General features: G+C 60.4%; 16 protein-coding genes. 7 read left to right on the top strand and 9 right to left on the bottom strand.

Annotated elements, in window-relative coordinates:
• Position 1 precedes the first annotated feature (1 nt).
• The 4 genes from NP603_RS19800 to NP603_RS19785 all read right to left on the bottom strand — a co-directional run bounded on the left by NP603_RS19800 (position 2) and on the right by NP603_RS19785 (position 3915).
• Positions 2–427, bottom strand: coding sequence for a GNAT family N-acetyltransferase (locus NP603_RS19800; RefSeq protein ID WP_256612581.1), 426 nt, complete (start codon positions 425–427; stop codon positions 2–4).
• Between the two features lie 167 nt (positions 428–594).
• Positions 595–1113, bottom strand: coding sequence for a class IV adenylate cyclase (locus NP603_RS19795; RefSeq protein ID WP_256612580.1), 519 nt, complete (start codon positions 1111–1113; stop codon positions 595–597).
• A 461-nt stretch (positions 1114–1574) separates the two neighbouring features.
• A complete protein-coding gene (locus tag NP603_RS19790) occupies positions 1575–3350 on the bottom strand; it encodes a bifunctional metallophosphatase/5'-nucleotidase (RefSeq protein WP_256612579.1) in 1776 nt (591 codons plus the stop codon).
• 4 nt (positions 3351–3354) lie between these two features.
• Positions 3355–3915 carry a VPLPA-CTERM sorting domain-containing protein gene (locus NP603_RS19785; protein WP_256612578.1) on the bottom strand — a complete coding sequence of 187 codons (561 nt, stop codon included), beginning with the start codon at positions 3913–3915 and terminating at the stop codon, positions 3355–3357.
• Between the two features lie 696 nt (positions 3916–4611).
• Here NP603_RS19785 and NP603_RS19780 point away from each other — a divergent pair.
• The 7 genes from NP603_RS19780 (at position 4612) to NP603_RS19750 (ending at position 11914) form a co-directional block, all read left to right on the top strand.
• Positions 4612–5535 (top strand): class I SAM-dependent methyltransferase, encoded by a 924-nt coding sequence (locus NP603_RS19780; RefSeq protein ID WP_256612577.1) that lies wholly within the window; start codon positions 4612–4614, stop codon positions 5533–5535.
• A 181-nt stretch (positions 5536–5716) separates the two neighbouring features.
• The gene (locus NP603_RS19775) at positions 5717–6184 is read left to right on the top strand and encodes a hypothetical protein (RefSeq protein WP_256612576.1); all 468 of its coding nucleotides are present in this window, start codon (positions 5717–5719) and stop codon (positions 6182–6184) included.
• Positions 6126–6581 carry a hypothetical protein gene (locus tag NP603_RS19770; protein WP_256612575.1) on the top strand — a complete coding sequence of 152 codons (456 nt, stop codon included), beginning with the start codon at positions 6126–6128 and terminating at the stop codon, positions 6579–6581. Before NP603_RS19775 ends, NP603_RS19770 begins: the two co-directional genes overlap by 59 nt.
• Before the next feature lie 310 nt (positions 6582–6891).
• Positions 6892–7920, top strand: coding sequence for an HlyD family secretion protein (locus NP603_RS19765; protein WP_256612574.1), 1029 nt, complete (start codon positions 6892–6894; stop codon positions 7918–7920).
• Positions 7917–9680 (top strand): ATP-binding cassette domain-containing protein, encoded by a 1764-nt coding sequence (locus NP603_RS19760; protein ID WP_256612573.1) that lies wholly within the window; start codon positions 7917–7919, stop codon positions 9678–9680. The genes NP603_RS19765 and NP603_RS19760 overlap by 4 nt, the downstream gene beginning before the upstream one ends.
• On the top strand, positions 9677–10798 hold the full coding sequence (locus NP603_RS19755) for an ABC transporter permease (protein WP_256612572.1): 1122 nt from the start codon (positions 9677–9679) through the stop codon (positions 10796–10798). Before NP603_RS19760 ends, NP603_RS19755 begins: the two co-directional genes overlap by 4 nt.
• A 3-nt stretch (positions 10799–10801) precedes the next feature.
• The gene (locus NP603_RS19750; RefSeq protein ID WP_256612571.1) at positions 10802–11914 is read left to right on the top strand and encodes an ABC transporter permease; all 1113 of its coding nucleotides are present in this window, start codon (positions 10802–10804) and stop codon (positions 11912–11914) included.
• A 9-nt stretch (positions 11915–11923) separates the two neighbouring features.
• Here the strand turns inward: NP603_RS19750 and NP603_RS19745 are convergent, their stop codons facing one another.
• The 5 genes from NP603_RS19745 to NP603_RS19725 all read right to left on the bottom strand — a co-directional run.
• Positions 11924–12370, bottom strand: a complete 447-nt coding sequence (locus NP603_RS19745; RefSeq protein ID WP_256612570.1) for a hypothetical protein — start codon at positions 12368–12370, stop codon at positions 11924–11926.
• Positions 12371–13594 carry a type II secretion system F family protein gene (locus tag NP603_RS19740; RefSeq protein ID WP_256612569.1) on the bottom strand — a complete coding sequence of 408 codons (1224 nt, stop codon included), beginning with the start codon at positions 13592–13594 and terminating at the stop codon, positions 12371–12373.
• Position 13595: 1 nt separating this feature from the next.
• Positions 13596–15245 (bottom strand): GspE/PulE family protein, encoded by a 1650-nt coding sequence (locus tag NP603_RS19735; protein WP_256612568.1) that lies wholly within the window; start codon positions 15243–15245, stop codon positions 13596–13598.
• A 3-nt stretch (positions 15246–15248) separates the two neighbouring features.
• Positions 15249–15974 (bottom strand): hypothetical protein, encoded by a 726-nt coding sequence (locus NP603_RS19730; RefSeq protein WP_256612567.1) that lies wholly within the window; start codon positions 15972–15974, stop codon positions 15249–15251.
• On the bottom strand, positions 15952–16722 hold a 771-nt coding region (locus NP603_RS19725), incomplete at its 5' end, for a hypothetical protein (RefSeq protein WP_256612566.1). The genes NP603_RS19725 and NP603_RS19730, both read right to left, overlap by 23 nt.

The following is a 16722-nucleotide window of genomic DNA, read 5'->3' as shown; positions in this document are numbered from 1 at the left end:
GTTAGGCTGTATTTGGGCAGCCCCGCACAAGCGCCCAGCGCTCGTGGTCGCGCCAGCGGCCGTCGAGTTTGAGATACGCAGGCGAGTAGCCTTCCTGCCTGAAGCCACAGACGCGAACAAGTGCGATTGAGGCTAGATTGCAGGGCTGAATGTTCGCTTCCAGGCGATGTAGCCTGAGCTCGCGGAAGGCGTGGCGTACGACAAGAGACAGACCCCGCTTCATGTAACCACGGCCTTCGTGGCCCTGGAATGCGAAGTAGCCGAGGTAGCCGCTCTGAAACAGCCCGTAGACCACGTTCGTGAGGTTGATCGCACCAACGAGTTCTCCGGACTTGGCAAGCACGACCACGAAGCCAAAGTGGTTCCGGGCATCGAAGCGGGCAAGGTAGCGCGTGAACGCCGCTTCATCGCAGGTGCCGATGTCCATGGCCGATGAAGCTCGCGGCTTCGTCGTGCAGCCAAAATGAACTCATGCTGGTCTGACACGGCAACGGCTCGGATCGCAATTGTCGGAGACATGCAGCCTAACGTTTGAGCTCACCCGCGGGCGACAGACGGCGGAGCCGGCTGGCAAACGTCGGGTGGAGCGAAGGGTTAGACGCCGCTCTTAGCAAGCAGATCGACATATGCCACTTCTACCAGATGCGATGGCTCGATGCCCAGGCGTGCCATGAGTTCATGTGCCTCTCGCACCCCAGCCTCTGGTGTTTCGCCATCTTTCAATACCACCTCGAGTTCCATGAACGAGCCCAGCCCTTGCACAGCGTCGAGGTGAACGCGAGTGCGCCCGACAAGAAAGAGTGTTCGCTCCTTTACCACCCGGCCGACCTGACCATGCGCCAGCGTGAGAGCCTCTCGTAGCGTGCCAGGACTATGTGTTGGTGATCGAACGTAGAACGACTCTTTCGGTCCCGACTGATTTGACCGCTGATAGAAAATGAGCTCGCCCTCTGTGGACGAGAACTCACGCAACTTCAGGCGGCCAGAGGTGCACCGAAAGAATGTGTCGTCTTGCTGAATGATGATGGGACCGTCGGTCGCGATGGTCGCGACTCGCTTGGCAAGCGCGCCTATGTCGACCACTCTCGCCTTGATTTCGATGTTTCGGGCCACAGGCGTCTAATTAGTAATTAGATGGTTCTGTATATCTACCGAAAAATGATCCTCGAAACGATAAATTATTGATCAGCATATGGGTTTTCCTTCCGTATATCATCGGAACCTAGTAGGTATGACTGGTAAACATCAGGTGGAGGCCATTGAATCAGATTAGGCGATAGTCCGCAACGGGCCGTTTTACTCATTCGCGTAAGCAAAAGCTGGAATGTCATCCATTGAATTGACTGAGCTAAATTCGCGAGCTCGACCACAGCGGCCGTCGTTGAATTCCAACTGTAGTTTGCACGAATCAGCCCTTGCGAATCAGGTAACGTGTCAACCCTGTATTGCACTACTCGGGTAATCATCGCTGCGGGTGGGCGTTGGGCTATCCAGCCTTAGAATGCACATTGCAAAAAAAAGCCCGCCGTAAGCCTACCGGCGGGCAAAGTGCTGCAGAGCTTTAGCCTAAAACTTTAAGGTGCCGGCGCCAACAAGATCCGGTTGCGTGGGCCGGGGTTGACGCTGCCGTTGGCGAGGAAGTAGCTTTCCAGGGCGTCCAAATCCAAGGCGCCGCCCAAGCGGTTAGTGCCTTGAGTCAACACGTAATATTGGTCGCCGCCGTCGGCCATGAAGTTGTTGACGGTAATCCGGTAGCTGGCGGCCGGCTCGACCACGACGCCGTTGATTTTGATGCTGGCCGGATCGACGTTATCGCACGGTGTGCCTTTTTCCGACCACTCGTAACTAAAACCTCCCGAAACTTGCATGATCCGGTTGAACGGCTGGCCGCTAGCCGGCGCGCCGGCCGGGTAACCCGCGGTGCAACCGGTGAATTGCTGTTCCAGCAAAGTGTGGATTTGGGCGCCGGTCAGGGTCAATGTCACCAAGGTGTTGCCGAACGGTTGCACGGTAAAGGCTTCGGCATAAGTGACCTTGCCGTCGCCTTCGCCGGCGCTGCTGCCGGGATAAGTCAAATCGGCACGGATACCGCCCGGATTCATGAACGAGACTACGGCGTTGCCGAAACCGGCCGGGCTGGTCGCTGCCAATTGGGCGTCGGCGATCACGTCGCCCAGCGCGGATTCGCCGGCAGCCGTTGCGGTGCGGGTAATCGCCGCGCTGATGGTTCCGATCACCCGGTTGGCGATCGGCGTGGCCAGCGCTTTGTAGTTGTCGACGATGGTTTTGATGCCGGCATTCGGCGTGATGGCCGAATTATTGCGCACGACCGCGATGTTCTCGGCACTGACCGCGCTGACTTCGCCGGTCCGGGTGTCGATCGTGACGTCGATGTCGGTCAATACCCGGCCTTGCGAGTTGGCGCTGGTCACCGAAATCGAACGGCCGGCTTTGTTGGCGATTTGGCAGTTATAGGCTTGGTGAGTGTGGCCGGAAATCACCAAGTCCACTGCGTCGTCCAGTTGGTTGACGATGGTTTTGATCGGCGAACCGACCAGGCCGCCGTCGCAGTTGTTGATCGTCGCGACGCTTTGGGTGACCGGAATCGTACCGCCTTGGTGGATCAACACCACTACCGCTTCGACGCCGCGGGCGCGCAGTTTCGGGATCAACGCGTTGACGGTGGCGGCTTCGTCGGTAAAGCTCAGGCCGGCAACGCCGGTGGGGGTGACGATGGTCGGGGTTTCTTTCAAGGTCATCCCGATGAAGCCGACCCGGACGCCGCCGACTACTTTTATCGCATATTGCGGAAACAGGGTTTTGCCGCTGGCGGTTTCGACCACGTTGGCGGCCAGGAATTTGAATTTGGCGCCTTCGAACGGCACCGGCGTACCGACTTCGGCGCCTTTGCAGCTATTCGGATCGGTGGGATGGCAGCCGCCGCTTTGCATTCGCTTCAATTCGTCCTTGCCTTCGTCGAATTCGTGGTTGCCGACCGCGTTGAATTCCAGGCCCAGCCGGTTCATGGTTTCGATGGTCGGCTCGTCATGGAACAGTGCCGAAACCAGCGGCGTGGCGCCGATGATGTCGCCGGCCGAGACGACGATGGTGCTGGGGTTTTGCGCTTTCAGGTCGGCCACGTAGCCGGCCATCCAATCGACGCCGCCGACCGGGATGGTCGAGGCCGCATCGGTCGGCTGGTTGCGGAAATTGCCCGGCGATTCCAGTTGGCCGTGGAAATCGTTGAAGGCGACGATTTTGATCGTCGTGGCCGGCATGGTGGTTACCGCTTGGGCGGTTGCGGTGCCCAGGCCCAAGGCGAAGGCGCCGGCTAAGGTATGCAGATTCATGCGGTTAAACTCCGGATTTGGATTGGCGGCGGGCGGTCAAGCCCATCAGGCCGGTTCCGGCCAGATACAACCAGGCGGCGGCCGGTAACGGCACGGCGGTCAGGCTGATCGCGCCGACCGTGGCGTTGATGGCGCCGGCGCTGTCGTCCAACGCCGATTGGCTCAGCAAGCCGCTGATACGGTAACTGCCCGGCCCCAGCAGGAATACGCCGCGGCTGTAACGGTTGTCGGCAAAGGCTGCGTCGAAATCCAGGCCCAGCGAGTCGGGGTAATTATTGCTGGCCGCCGAGGTCTGGCCCAGCAGCAGATTGCCGTTGAACACGTCGAAACGGTCGCCGGCAAAGCCGCTGTCGACGATTGTTAAAATTGCCGAGCCGGTCAGGGTAAAGTCGAAACTCAGGGCGTTGCCGTCCAGGTCTATCCACTCCAGACCGGCAGATGCCGAGACAGTATCGTCGACGTCGAACGGATGCCATTGGCCGTCGGCATCCAGCGCCGCGGCGCCGGCATTGGCGGATAGCGCCGACAGTAACACTGCCTGGCGAAGAAATTTTCGGTTGAACATTTGAGCGGCTCCGATTGCGGGTTAGTGCTTAGTGGCGGCCGTCGCAGCGAATGGGGGACACTGCAACAACAAAGGTTCGTCCGATCGCCTCGCCACGAAACAAAAATCATATTGGGTGTGCCGCAACAGTCCGTTAGTGGCCGGCACGCCGCGCACAATAGGGATGTTTTGTGATGGAGTTGTGATTGTTCGATGAAGATTTGGTGACACGTATTACAAATGCGGGCGAAGCCTGACAAAGCGCCGGCGAAAGTTGCGCCTAACGGCATTCGTGCCGGGTTAGGTACCCAGTGCTCCCTTAAGGTTTAACCGTTCGCCTTTATGCCCGGTGGGTACAGAGCGTGTCGAGGGGTGAATGGTTATAGCCAAGGGCACAAGAGCCGATCATGGTTCGACAGGCTCGCCCGAACGGCTTATTAACCCGGCCATTAAATACCGTTCGTCCTGAGCTTGTCGAAGGGCGCTCCATATCAGGCTTCGACAAGCCTGTCCTGAACTCAGCCGAACGGCTCAGCCTTTATGCCCAAGAGCGTACGAACGGAATGCCAGTGTTAAATAGGGCCGGGTTAATAACTTAACGCCATAGGTTAGGTACCGGCTTATTTTTCGCGGCCTCCGCGATAGAATAGCCGTTGCCCGCTTCGCCGCACCGGAGCATTTAAACCGATCGATCCTAACCGACCCGCCGACCGAATCATGCCGTCCCCATCCAACGTGTCCCAGCGCCGCCGGCATCCTGCCCGGCCCAAAGCCAGCGCGCGAGAAGCGCGGCCCGAAAACTTGCGGGAATATGCCGCAGCCTGGAGCGATTACGAATTGCTCGATGCCGGCGGCGGCCGGAAATTGGAGCGGTGGGGCGAGGTGGTGACCATCCGGCCCGAGATCAACGCCGACGCCGACGCGCTATGGCCGCTGGCCCAATGGCGGGAACTGGCGCACTGGGAGTTTGTGGAAACGTCCTCGACCCAAGGCCGTTGGCAAAAATTGCGCGCCGATGCGCCGGAGAGCTGGAGCATCGCTTATCGGCAACTACACTTTAATTTGAAGCTGACCCAATTCAAACACCTCGGCCTGTTTCCGGAACAACAGGCCAATTGGCGCTTTATCGCCGAGCGGGTCGTACCCGGCGCCAGGATTCTTAACCTGTTTGCCTACACCGGTGCCGCCTCGCTGGTGGCGCGCGCGGCCGGCGCCGACGTGACCCATGTCGATTCGGTTCGGCAAATGCTGGATTGGGCCAACGCCAACCAAACGCTGAGCGGCTTGGCCGATATCAAATGGGTGTTGGAAGACGCCTTGAAATTTGCCGGCCGCGAACTGAAACGCGGCAAGCGCTACGACGGCATTATCATGGACCCGCCGGCCTGGGGGCTGGGCGCCAACGGCGAGAAATGGAAGCTGGAACACCAGTTGCCGCGGCTGGCGGAAACCGCGCGCGGCCTGCTGCAGCCCGGCGGCTTCCTGATATTGAATACCTACTCGCCGAAAGTCGGCCTGCAGGAGCTGGCCGCAGCCGGACTGCATTTTGGACAAGGCCAAAGCGAAACCAGGCAACTGTGGGCGCGCAGCCAGACCGGCAACGACTTGTATTACGGCAATTTACTGCGGGCGGTAGTTTAAGCGGCGGCGGCCGAAAAACGCTATTTGCATGCGACGGTTGAAATCGACGAATCCGGAAACATGCGGATTCATTAGGTTTGGTCATATTCCGGTTGGCAACACAACGTAGAGCCCGTCTCTGTTTTGTGTGGTCCGGCGTTAGAAAAAATAGCAGGGTGCTTAACGCGGCAAACACTTGCGGATGCTCGCAGAGTCGATTGCTTGTATCCGTGAGAGCCAAGGCATTAACGAGGCAAAGCCGATAACCGCCGCCACGCTGTTGGAGCGTGATCTTGGAATTACGCGCGACAATAAGAGCGAGCGGCTTGAGGAGCTACAAAAACGGTTTGGTATCTGGTTCGCAGGTGTCGACGGTGCATTACGCGAAGCATTTTGCCTTGGAATAGATAAATACCTATTTCACAGCGAAGGCTTCGGTCTGTTGTTTATGATCGCAAACTTCTTCGGCTTCTCTATTGAAAAAGTCAAACCACTCTCAGTTGGTCAGTTGCAACGTGTCATCCTGGAAAGAAAGGAAAAACAATGGCTACTGAACCCGAGCGGTCTAACCCTACAGTCGATAGGCTGCCCTCACTTCCACGTTGAACATTATGAGAATCGCGTATCTATTTCTTGCGGTATTTGTTCTTACTGCGGCTGCACGGGCTGACGGCTTGCCTTTGCGCGACGGGCGCTACCCTGGTGAAGTGCTGGTATTCGACCTCACGGCAGCGCAGAAAAAGGTCATTAACCTTTACCGAACATGCCAGCTTGAGAACTTCGGAACTATGAACATATACAGCCCTTACGTTTTCAGGTTGACACCGAGCCAAAGTCAGGCGCTAAAGGAAAAGAAGGGGTTCTCGCCAAAGTATTTTCAAATATACGAAACGGTTCGTGGCTTCAATGATGCCGGTCGCCATTGGAACTTGGCCCTTCGATTCTCGAGAGATCAAATTGAGATACCGCTTGATCTGGTAGTTACTAATAAGGAAGCAAGGGTGGAACATAACGAACAAGGTTGGAAACGCCATAGTCCTTGTTTTCCAAAGCTAGGCAAACAATGATGCTCACCCCATCATTTCAGTAGATGGTCGAGGCGAACTCAAACATTTAGTGGCGGCTTTCTGGTGAATACCTGCTATTAACAGAACGATTTTGGTAGAACGCTCTTGGCCGTCACGAGCCAAATACCGATTTTCCCCGAGTGCGGGTCAGACTGATCTCAAACGGGTGATTGCTGGGCGTCCTAAATTGAACTCTTACCATTTACTTGCTTAGTGTGCCGGTTGCCTGCGGACAACCCCTCGGCGGCTTAACCTGGACTCGGCCATTGGCTATACTGCAGGCTTCAGGATAACAGGCGGGTAGCGGAGCGTGGCGACGAAACGAAGGTTGGCGATTATCGGTGCGTTAATCGCGGTTGGCGCAATCGGCCTGGGCTGGCAGGGACGCCGAAACGGCAACGATCCGGATGTGTTGCTGCTGCACGGCAATATCGATATCCGCCAGGTCGAGTTGAGTTTTCGCGACCCGGAGCGGATCGAGCGGGTCGAGGTGCAGGAGGGCGAGCGGGTCGAACGCGGCCAGCTGTTGGCGACGCAAGCGCTGGAGCGTTTTCAATATGCCAAGGACCAGGCATCGGCGACGCTGGCCGTGCGCCAACACCAGCTCGACAAGTTGTTGCACGGCTCCCGGCCGCAGGAAATTCGCAAAGCCGGTAACGACGTCAAAGCCGCCGAAGCCGCCGTGGTGCTGGCCGAGAAGGAGTTGGCCCGCTTGAAAACCCTGGTGGCGCGCAAACTCAGTTCCGTAGAGTCGGTGGATCGGGCCAAGGCCCAATATGACTCGGCGCGGGAGAATCTGCACGCCTTGCAGCAGCAGTACGCATTGGCCGAGATCGGACCGCGGCGCGAGGATATCCGGGCGGCCCAAGCCCAGGTCGAGGCCGACCGCGCCGCGCTGCAACTGGCGGAAAAAGCCTGGACCGATGCTCATTTGTACGCTCCGCAGACCGGCGTCGTGCAAAACCGCATCCTGGAACCGGGCGACATGGCCGGCCCGCAGACGCCGGTGTTGACCCTGGCCCTGCCGGAGCCGCTGTGGGCCAGAACCTATCTGGCCGAAACCGATCTGGGCAAGGTCCGCCCCGGCGCGCCGGCCAGCGTCTACAGCGACAGCTTTCCCGGTAAGGCCTATCCCGGCTGGGTGGGCTATATCTCGCCGATCGCCGAATTCACTCCGAAAAGCGTCGAAACCAGCGAACTGCGCACCAGCCTGGTCTACCAGATCCGGGTATTCGTCTGCGATAGCCAGGACCAGTTGCGCTTGGGGATGCCGGTCAGTGTGACGATCGATACCCGGCAGCAACCGTCGGCGCAACCGGGCTGCGGCCCGCGGCCGTGAACCAATCCGCTAGTGCCTGCGCGCTGCGCTTTGCTGCGGTCAGCAAGGCGTTTGCCGATACCGGCCCGGCCCTGCGCGACATCGACCTGGCTTTGCCGGTCGGCGGCATCACGGCGCTGGTCGGACCCGACGGCGCCGGCAAAACCACGTTGCTACGTTTGGCCGCCGGTTTGCTGCTGCCCGACCGCGGCCGCATCGAAAGCTTTGGTTTGGATAGCGTCACGGCCGGCGGCCAGTTGCACAGTCTGATCGGCTACATGCCGCAGCGCTTCGGGCTTTACGAAGACCTCAGCGTGCAGGAGAACCTGCAACTGTATGCCGACCTTTACGGCATTGCGCAAGCCGAGCGCCAAAGCCGCTTCGCCGATTTGATGCGGATGACCAATCTGGCCAAGTTCGGCGAGCGACTGGCCGGCCGCTTGTCCGGCGGCATGAAACAAAAGTTGGGCTTGGCCTGCACTTTATTGAACCGGCCGCGGCTGCTGTTGCTGGACGAACCGTCGGTCGGCGTCGATCCGCTGTCGCGCCGCGAGTTATGGCAGATCATCGCCACGCTGGTGGCCGAGTTTGGCACCACGGTGTTGCTCAGCACCGCTTACATGGACGAAGCCGAACGCTGCCAGCGCGTGGTGTTGTTGGATCGCGGCGAAATCCTGCAGCAGGACGCGCCGGCCGCATTCCACGCACTGGCTAGCGATTGCAGTTTCCTATTGTCCAGCCCCCGCACCTCGAACCGGGCCTTGCAACAACGCTTGGCGGCGCATGCCGATGTGGTCGACAGCGTCGTGCAAAGCGGCGCGGTGCGCACCGTGGTCAGGCCGGGTAGCCGGCCGGATTGGTCCAAGTTGTTTCCGGGCGCCGAAACCGTGGTCAGCCGGCCGGTAGCGCCGCGTTTGGAGGATGCCTTCATTTTGTTGCTGACCCGGCGCCGCAGCAGCCTAGCGGATGCGGAGACGGTTTGTTTCAACCCTCACGGCGCAGGCGCCAAACTCGACGGCAGCCGGACTCCGGTGATCGAGGTCGATCAGGTCGACCGCTGGTTCGGCCGGTTCCAGGCCGTGAAAAAACTGTCGTTTCAGGTCGGCCGCGGCGAAATCTTCGGCTTGTTGGGTGCCAACGGCGCCGGCAAGACCACGACCTTTCGCATGCTGTGCGGTCTGCTGCCGGCCAGCAACGGCACATTGCAGGTGGCCGGGCTGGATTTGCGCCGCGCCGCCTCGCAAGCCCGAGCCCGGCTGGGCTACATGTCGCAGAAATTCTCGCTCTACGGCCAATTGTCGGTCCGGCAGAACCTGGAGTTTTTCAGCCAGGCCTACGGCCTGCACCAGGGCCGGCGCCGGGAGCGGATCGATTGGGCGGTGGGCCAGTTCGGCTTGCAAGCCTTTCTGGAGCATAACAGCGCCGATCTGCCCTTGGGCTACAAGCAGCGCTTGGCGTTGGCCTGCGCCTTGATGCACGAGCCGGAAATCCTGTTTCTGGACGAACCCACTTCCGGCATCGACCCGCTGGCGCGGCGCGAATTCTGGGCCAGGATCAATCAATTGGCGGCGCAGGGCGTGACTATTCTGGTTACGACCCATTTCATGGAAGAAGCCGAATACTGTGACCGCTTGCTGATCATGCGCGAAGGCGACATTCTGGCGGCCGGCACGCCGGCCGAGATCAAACAGCGCAGCCAGGCCGGCGGCGCAGAGCCGGTAACGACGATGGAAGACGCCTTTATCCGGCTGGTCGAAGCGGGCGGCGAGGTCGGCGGATGAGCGGTTTCGGTTTGCGTTTGCGCGGTTTGATGCGCAAGGAGTTCCTGCAAGTCTGGCGCGACCCCAGCAGTCTGGCGATTGCGTTCGCGATGCCGGTGTTCCTGCTGTTGCTGTTCGGTTACGGCGTCTCGCTCGACGCCAAACAGGTGCCGATCGGTCTGGTCATCGAGCAAACCTCGCCGGCCGCGCGCGAATTTGCCGGCGGCTTCGTGCAGTCCGACTATTTCGCGCCGCGCTATTTCGCCAATCTGCACGAGGCGGAAGCGGCTTTGCTGGCGCGGCAGATCAACGGCATCGTCCATTTGCAAAGCGATTTTGCCCGGCGTTTGCAGGCCAATGCGCCGGCGCCGATTCAAGTTATTCTGAACGGCGTCGACGCCAATACCGCCAGGCTGGTGTCCGGTTACGTCCAGGGCGTGTGGGACAAATGGCTGGGCGCCCACGCCGAAGGCAACGGCCGGACCGCAAACCGGCCGGTGCAGATGGAAGCGCGGATCTGGTTCAATAGCGCCTTGCGCAGCCGCAATTTTCTGGTGCCTGGCTTGATCGCCGTGATCATGACCCTGATCGGCGCCTTGTTGACCGCATTGGTGGTGGCGCGGGAATGGGAACGCGGCACGATGGAAGCTTTGATTTCGACGCCGGTGACGGTGCGCGAGGTGCTGCTGGGCAAGCTGCTGCCGTATTACCTGCTGGGCATGGGCGGCATGTTGTTGTCGATCGGCATGGCAGTGTTTTTGTTTCAGGTGCCGCTGGCCGGCTCGCTGTGGGTGTTGCTGCTGGCCGGCACCTTGTTTTTGCTGGCGGCGTTGGGCATGGGCCTGTTGATTTCGATTGCCGCCAAAAACCAGTTCGTCGCCGGCCAGATCGCGATTATCGTCACCTTTCTGCCGGCTTTTATCTTGTCCGGCTTTATATTCAATATCGACAGCATGCCGCCGGCGGTGCAACTGATCACGCATCTGGTTGCGGCGCGCTATTTCGTTGCAATTTTGCAGACCGTGTTCCTGGCCGGCGACGTCTGGGAGGTGATTCTGCCCAATGCCCTGGCCTTGTTGGTGATGGCCGCGGCCTTTCTGGCCCTGGCCCTGTGGCGCGCGCCGCGCCGTTTGGAGTAAGCGATGTGGTGGCGGATTTATGCCTTGTTGGCCAAAGAGTTTTTGAATTTGCTGCGCGACAAGAAAAGCCGCTTCGTGCTGATCGTGCCGCCGTTGGTGCAATTGTTCGTGCTTAGCTACGCCGCCACCTTCGATCTGAACCAAATGCCGATTGCGATTTACAACGAAGACAGCGGACAAGCGGCGCGGGATTTGATCGCCCGCTTTACCGGCGCGCCGGCCTTCCGCGAAGAGCTGCGGATTACCCGGCAGGAGCAGATCGCCGCCGCGCTGGACAGCAAGCGGGTGTTGCTGGTGTTGCACATCGGCCGCAATTTCAGTCGCGATCTGCTCGGCGGGCACCAGTCGGCCAGTCTGCAAGTCTTGCTGGACGGGCGCGATTCGAATACCGCACAGATCGCCCAGGGTTATCTGCGTTCGGTATTGAGCCGGTTCAATAACGATTGGGCGGCCGGCCGCGGCCAGGCCGGGCCGCCGGCGGAACTGGTGGTACGGGCCTGGTTCAACCCCAATCTGGAAAGCCGCTGGTTTATCGTGCCGGGCATCGTCGGCCTGCTGACCCTGGTGGTGACGATGACGGTCTCGGCCTTGTCGGTGGCGCGCGAGCGGGAGCAGGGCACCTTCGACCAACTGCTGGTCACGCCGTTTACCCCGACCGAAATTCTGCTGGGCAAGGCGATACCGGGCCTGATCATCGGCGTGCTGGAAGCCTCGCTCAGCATCTTTTTTGCGGTGTTCTGGTTCCAGGTGCCGCTGCTCGGCAGCCTGCCGGCGCTGTATCTGGGGATCGTGCTGTACGTGTTTTCGGTGATCGGCGTCGGCCTGATGATTTCGTCGCTGTCGCTGACCCAGCAACAGGGCCTGCTCGGCGGTTTTCTGGTGATCGTGCCTGGCGTGATTTTGTCCGGCTACGCCACGCCGATCGAAAACATGCCCGAGCTGGTGCAGCATTTCACGTTGATCAACCCGCTGCGCTATTTTCTGGTCATCATCCGTGGCGTGTTTCTGCAAGGCTTGCAAGCCGCCGATTTGCTCGACCAATACTGGCCGCTCGCGCTTATCGGTCTGTTCTGTCTGAGCTGCGCCGGCTGGCTGTTTCGTAAGCGCTTATATTGAATGCCGCCGTCAGCGCAGCACCCGGATCGAACCGAGCGTGCCGGTTTCCACCGTGACGCTGAGCCGGGTGATCTTGCTGACCCGAATCGCGTTTTTCGGTTGCGACGGGTCGAAATTGAATTCGTCGCCCTCGCGTACCATGAAGGTGCCGACGCCGCCGACTTCGAGCAGGGCGATAAAGGCTTTGCCGGACGGATTGAGCAGGCCGCGCAATTTCAGCTTGGGCAGCTTGGTGGCGTCCTGGTTCGGCAAAAAGCCGTAGGCGCCGGCGCTGCCGCCCTGGCTGCCGGCCGACTCGTACATCATCTGGCTGGGCGTGAACGGATCGCGCAACGCGGTTGCGGCTGGCGGATTGTCCGGCAGCGGCACGGCCGGCGATTCCAACGCCTGCACGGTTGCGGCCAGCAACGAGAATACAGAGCCGGCCAGCGGCCCGATTGAATTGGACAACTTCATTTAACGCCCCGATACCAAAGAAAATAAGGCCTGAAAGAACGCGTAATAGACAAACCCCACCATCGTGCCGATCACCAGAATCATCGCCGGTTCGATCAGGGCCGACAGGCGCTTGATGGCAATTTCCAGCAGCTTTTCGTAATAAATTCCCAGCTCCTGCATCACTTCGTCCAGCGCGCCGGTGCTTTCGCCGACCGCGACCATCTGCACCACCAGCGGCGGCATGCGCGGATGCTCGATACTGCGGGCGATGTCGCGGCCTTCCAGAATCTGGGTGGATGCGTATTGCAACTGGTCGACGTAGACCCGGTTACCCAACAGGTTGGCGGTGATCTTCAAGGAATCGAACACCGTCACCCCGCTACGCAACAAAATCGACAGCGCCCAATTCATTTGCGCCATCGAGCCGGTGATCAGCAACGAACCGATCACCGGCACCCGCAGCAGGAAACGGTCGATCCACAGCCGGCCGTTGCGGGTCTGGTAAACCAGCAACACCAGCACCACCAGACCGAGCGCGCCGCCGGCCAGATACAAGCCGTTCAGGCGGACGTAGTCCGAAATATCGACCAGCAATTGGGTCGACGGCGGCAACGCCTTGCCTTTGCCCAGCAGGAATTTGCTGAACTTGGGAATGATCTTCACCACCATGAAAATGCCGACGCCAATCGCCGCCAGCACGACGATGGCCGGATAAATCATGGCGTTGATGGTCTGCGCCCGCAGCGCGGCTTTTTTATCCAGATGCACCGCCAGCCGTTCCATGATCTGATCCAACTCGCCGGTGGTTTCGCCGGCCACCACCAGATTGATGGCCATTTCCGGAAACACCGCCTTATGCTTGCTCATTGCCGACGACAGCGACTGGCCGGCCTGGATGTCTTTCAGCATCAGGCGCAGGGTCAGATTCAGCCGCGGATTGCTTAATTGCGCCTGGGCCAGTTCCAGCGCCTGCGCCACCGGCAGACCGGCATGCAGCATGAAACTCATTTGCCGGAAGAAGAAAATCAGCGCGGTGGTGGTGACCGAGCGCTGCGAAGCCAGCCAGTCGCTGAAGTTGGCCTGTCCCAAAAAGCCGCCGCTGCCGCGCGCCGGACGCAATTCCAGGACCCGCAGACCGCGCTGGCGCAACTGGGCGGCGGCGGCTCCCTGGTCGTCGGCCTGTACTTTGCCGGCGGTCTCGTTACCGCGCTCGTCCAATGCGGTGTAGATAAAGTCGGCCATCTCAGCTCACTCCCGGCGGGATTTGGGTCTTGTGCACCGCCACGTCGCGCACTTCGTCCAGCGTGGTCATGCCCAACAGCACCTTGCGGCAGCCGTCGTCCCACATAAAGCTCAGCCGCTCGCCGGCGCTGGCCTCGATGGTTTCCTCGTCGGCGCCGCGCGCCACCAGCCGGGCCAGGGATTCGTCCAGCCACAGGGTTTCGAACAAGCCCAGCCGGCCCTGAAAGCCGCTGCCCTGGCAAATCACGCAGCCGCCCGGCTCGTAAATCTGCACCTCGCCGTCCCGGCCCAGTTCCGCCTGTTCCGCCGGCGTGGCCGGGCGCGGCTTGCGGCAATGCCGGCATAGCCGCCGCACCAAGCGCTGGGCAATCACCGCCGCCACCGTCGAGCCGATCAGAAACGGCTCGCAACCGATGTCGATCAAGCGGGTCACGGCGCTGACCGCATTGTTGGTGTGCAGCGTGGAAAAGACCAAGTGGCCGGTCATCGCCGCTTTCACCGCAACGTCGGCGGTCTCGTGGTCGCGAATCTCGCCGACCATCAGCACGTCCGGGTCGTGGCGCAGAAACGAGCGCAGTGCGTCGGCGAAACTGATCTTCGGCCCGGTCTGTACCTGGGAAACGCCGTGCATCACGTACTCGATCGGGTTTTCCACGGTCATGATGTTGATGTCGGGCCGATTGATTTCCTGCAGCGCGGCGAACAGGGTCGTCGATTTGCCGCTACCGGTAGGGCCGGTCAGCAACACCATGCCGTAGGGGCGATGGATCACTTTGCGAAAGCGCAGCAAGTCTTCGTCCATCATGCCCAGGTCGGCCAGAGTCAGACCGAAGGCTTCCTGGCCCAACAAGCGCAAGGTGATGCGCTCACCCAAGCGAGTCGGCGCCGTCGCCACCCGGATGTTGAAGCCTTTGTCGATCGGCCGCGGCAGATGGTAGGAAAAACCGCCGTCTTGTGGCATGCGCTGTTCGGCGATGTCCAGCCCGGCCAGCACCTTGACCCGCGATACCAGCGCCATTGCCGACCCGGCGCCGGCCGCAATCGGAAAATCGCGCAATTTGCCGTCCACCCGCAGCCGTACCCGCAAACCCTGGGCGTCGGGCAGCAAATGGATGTCGGATGCCCGGTAGAAATAGGCCTCGCGGATGATGCCGTCGAGCAAGGCTACCAGATCGGTGTCTGTTTCCGCCGATACCGTGCCGGCCGGTTCCGGCGCGGCCTTGCCGGCCAGCGCCTGATTGACCTTTAACTGCACCAGCGCCAGATCGGCCATCGCCAGCGGCAACACTTGGCCGAGCAAACGCTGCACCGAATCGATGCCGGCCCGGTCGCCCGGGTCGCCGCTGACCAGCATGATGCGCTCGCCGTCCTTGACCGGCAGCAGCAGCTTGCGCTGTACCAGACTGGGTGGAATCTTTTTCAGCAGCGCGGTTTCCACCGGCAATTTATCCAGATCGACATAAGGAATGCCGTACTGCTCGGCCACTGCCCGGTACAGCGCCGCCAACGGGAAACGGTAATGCGCCTGCACCATCGCCAGCAGACTGGTACGCTGACGGCGGGCTTCCAGCCGCAGCCGCTCCAGCTGCGGTGCCTCGATCAGGCCGCAACGCACGCCGGCGTCCAGTAACTGTTCGTCGTTGATCGCCATGGCTTACAGGGCCAAAATGACTTCGGCCAGCAGGGTTTGCGGATAGCCGGGCAGGGAAAGCACCGGCATGCGTTTTACGCTTAAGCGCAGAACCGCTACCTTAAACGGCAGCCGGTCCAGTGTCAGAATGAAGTCGTTCAACGATTTGTACGAGCCTTCCAATTCCAGGCGCCGTAACGGCCGCTCCAGCAATGAACCGGGCGACATCCGCGCAATCCAGCCGGCACTGAGCGGCGGAATCGTCGCCTCCTTCGCCGCGGCCGGGGCTGTTGGCGCGGCGGGCGCTTTGTTCTTGCGGTTCTTCTTGCCGGCCGCCGGCGCCGCTGCGGCCGGTGTGGCCTCGGCTGTCGGGTTTGCCGCTTGGTAAACTTCGTTGGCACGCACACGAATTTGAGCGTCACTCGCGACGTTGGATATTTTGACGACCAGGAACTGCGTATCGTTGGGCGCCAAACGTTGTTCTATGCTTTCCGATTGCTGTTTCAGTGTGCTGAACGCTTGCTCTTGTTCGGCCAATTGGCTTTTCAGACGCTCGATATCCTCGTCCGGCTCGTCCGGAATGGTGGCGGTTTTGCTGCGTTTGTCGGTGGCTTCCGCCGCTTGCTGCAACTGGCCGATTTCGCGGTTGGCCGGCACCCAGCGCAGCCAGACGTACGCGCCGATCACGATGAAGCTGATGGCCAATGCCGACAATAATTGCTCGCGGTTACTCAAAGGAGGGAGTTTCATAGCTTTTCGGATTGGATAAACGAATGATTTTGCCGTCCGGTTCCGCCAATTTGACCAGCCGTAATTTGATAGTAAAGCCGTTACTGTTCAACGGCCCTTTACCGAAGGCCACTTTGGCTTCGGTTACCTGCAAATCCCAGTTGGCAGCGGCATCCCCGACTCGCTTGACAAAGGTCTGAGCGGCGCTGTCGCTGAGCGCCCAGGCCTCTAACTCGAAATGTTCGGCTTCGATGCGTTTAGCGTCCATCGGGCCGGCAGGCTGGGCAGGGTTGGCGGCAGCGGCCGGTTTCACGGCCGACTTGTCCGGCTCGTCCAGCTTTTCGATCACCACCTCGTCGTCGACCACGGTTTGCAGCATGCCCAACACGCCTTTGACCAAGTACATGCGCTCGGGGATATCCTGGTCGTAAAAGCGGGCCAGATTTTCCAGGCGCGATTGCTCGGCACGCAGGCTTTTGATTTTGTCCTTGATCTGGCCGATCTCGGCGGTTTTGGCATTGATGCGTTTGATGGCTTCGTCGATGCTCTGCCAACTGGCGTCCACCTGCTGTTTGTAGCTGTCGACGCTGCTTTGGCGTACCCACAGCGACAGTTCGCTTACTCCCACCAGCAGCAACAGGGCCAGCACCAGCGCCGCCGCCCGCACCTCCAGCCGGTCTCGCAATGGCGGCAACGGGCCGCCGACCCGCACGCCGGCGCAACGCTCGCCGGCCGCCAGCCCCAGTGCATGGTAGGCCGCGCCGGCCAT

The sequence above is a fragment of the Methylomonas aurea genome (genome assembly GCF_024505045.1).
GTDB classification, from domain to species: Bacteria; Pseudomonadota; Gammaproteobacteria; order Methylococcales; family Methylomonadaceae; genus Methylomonas; species Methylomonas aurea.
This window is presented reverse-complemented; position numbering and strand designations above follow the sequence as displayed.

Excerpts from the sequence above, each read along its gene's own strand:
- NP603_RS19800 (WP_256612581.1), bottom strand. The coding sequence starts at position 427 with ATGGACATCGGCACCTGCGATGAAGCGGCGTTCACGCGCTACCTTGCC.
- NP603_RS19730 (WP_256612567.1), bottom strand. The coding sequence starts at position 15,974 with ATGAAACTCCCTCCTTTGAGTAACCGCGAGCAATTATTGTCGGCATTG.
- NP603_RS19740 (WP_256612569.1), bottom strand. The coding sequence starts at position 13,594 with ATGGCCGACTTTATCTACACCGCATTGGACGAGCGCGGTAACGAGACC.
- NP603_RS19750 (WP_256612571.1), top strand. The coding sequence starts at position 10,802 with ATGTGGTGGCGGATTTATGCCTTGTTGGCCAAAGAGTTTTTGAATTTG.
- NP603_RS19785 (WP_256612578.1), bottom strand. The coding sequence starts at position 3,915 with ATGTTCAACCGAAAATTTCTTCGCCAGGCAGTGTTACTGTCGGCGCTA.
- NP603_RS19790 (WP_256612579.1), bottom strand. The coding sequence starts at position 3,350 with ATGAATCTGCATACCTTAGCCGGCGCCTTCGCCTTGGGCCTGGGCACC.
- NP603_RS19780 (WP_256612577.1), top strand. The coding sequence starts at position 4,612 with ATGCCGTCCCCATCCAACGTGTCCCAGCGCCGCCGGCATCCTGCCCGG.
- NP603_RS19770 (WP_256612575.1), top strand. The coding sequence starts at position 6,126 with ATGAGAATCGCGTATCTATTTCTTGCGGTATTTGTTCTTACTGCGGCT.
- NP603_RS19755 (WP_256612572.1), top strand. The coding sequence starts at position 9,677 with ATGAGCGGTTTCGGTTTGCGTTTGCGCGGTTTGATGCGCAAGGAGTTC.
- NP603_RS19745 (WP_256612570.1), bottom strand. The coding sequence starts at position 12,370 with ATGAAGTTGTCCAATTCAATCGGGCCGCTGGCCGGCTCTGTATTCTCG.
- NP603_RS19735 (WP_256612568.1), bottom strand. The coding sequence starts at position 15,245 with ATGGCGATCAACGACGAACAGTTACTGGACGCCGGCGTGCGTTGCGGC.
- NP603_RS19775 (WP_256612576.1), top strand. The coding sequence starts at position 5,717 with ATGCTCGCAGAGTCGATTGCTTGTATCCGTGAGAGCCAAGGCATTAAC.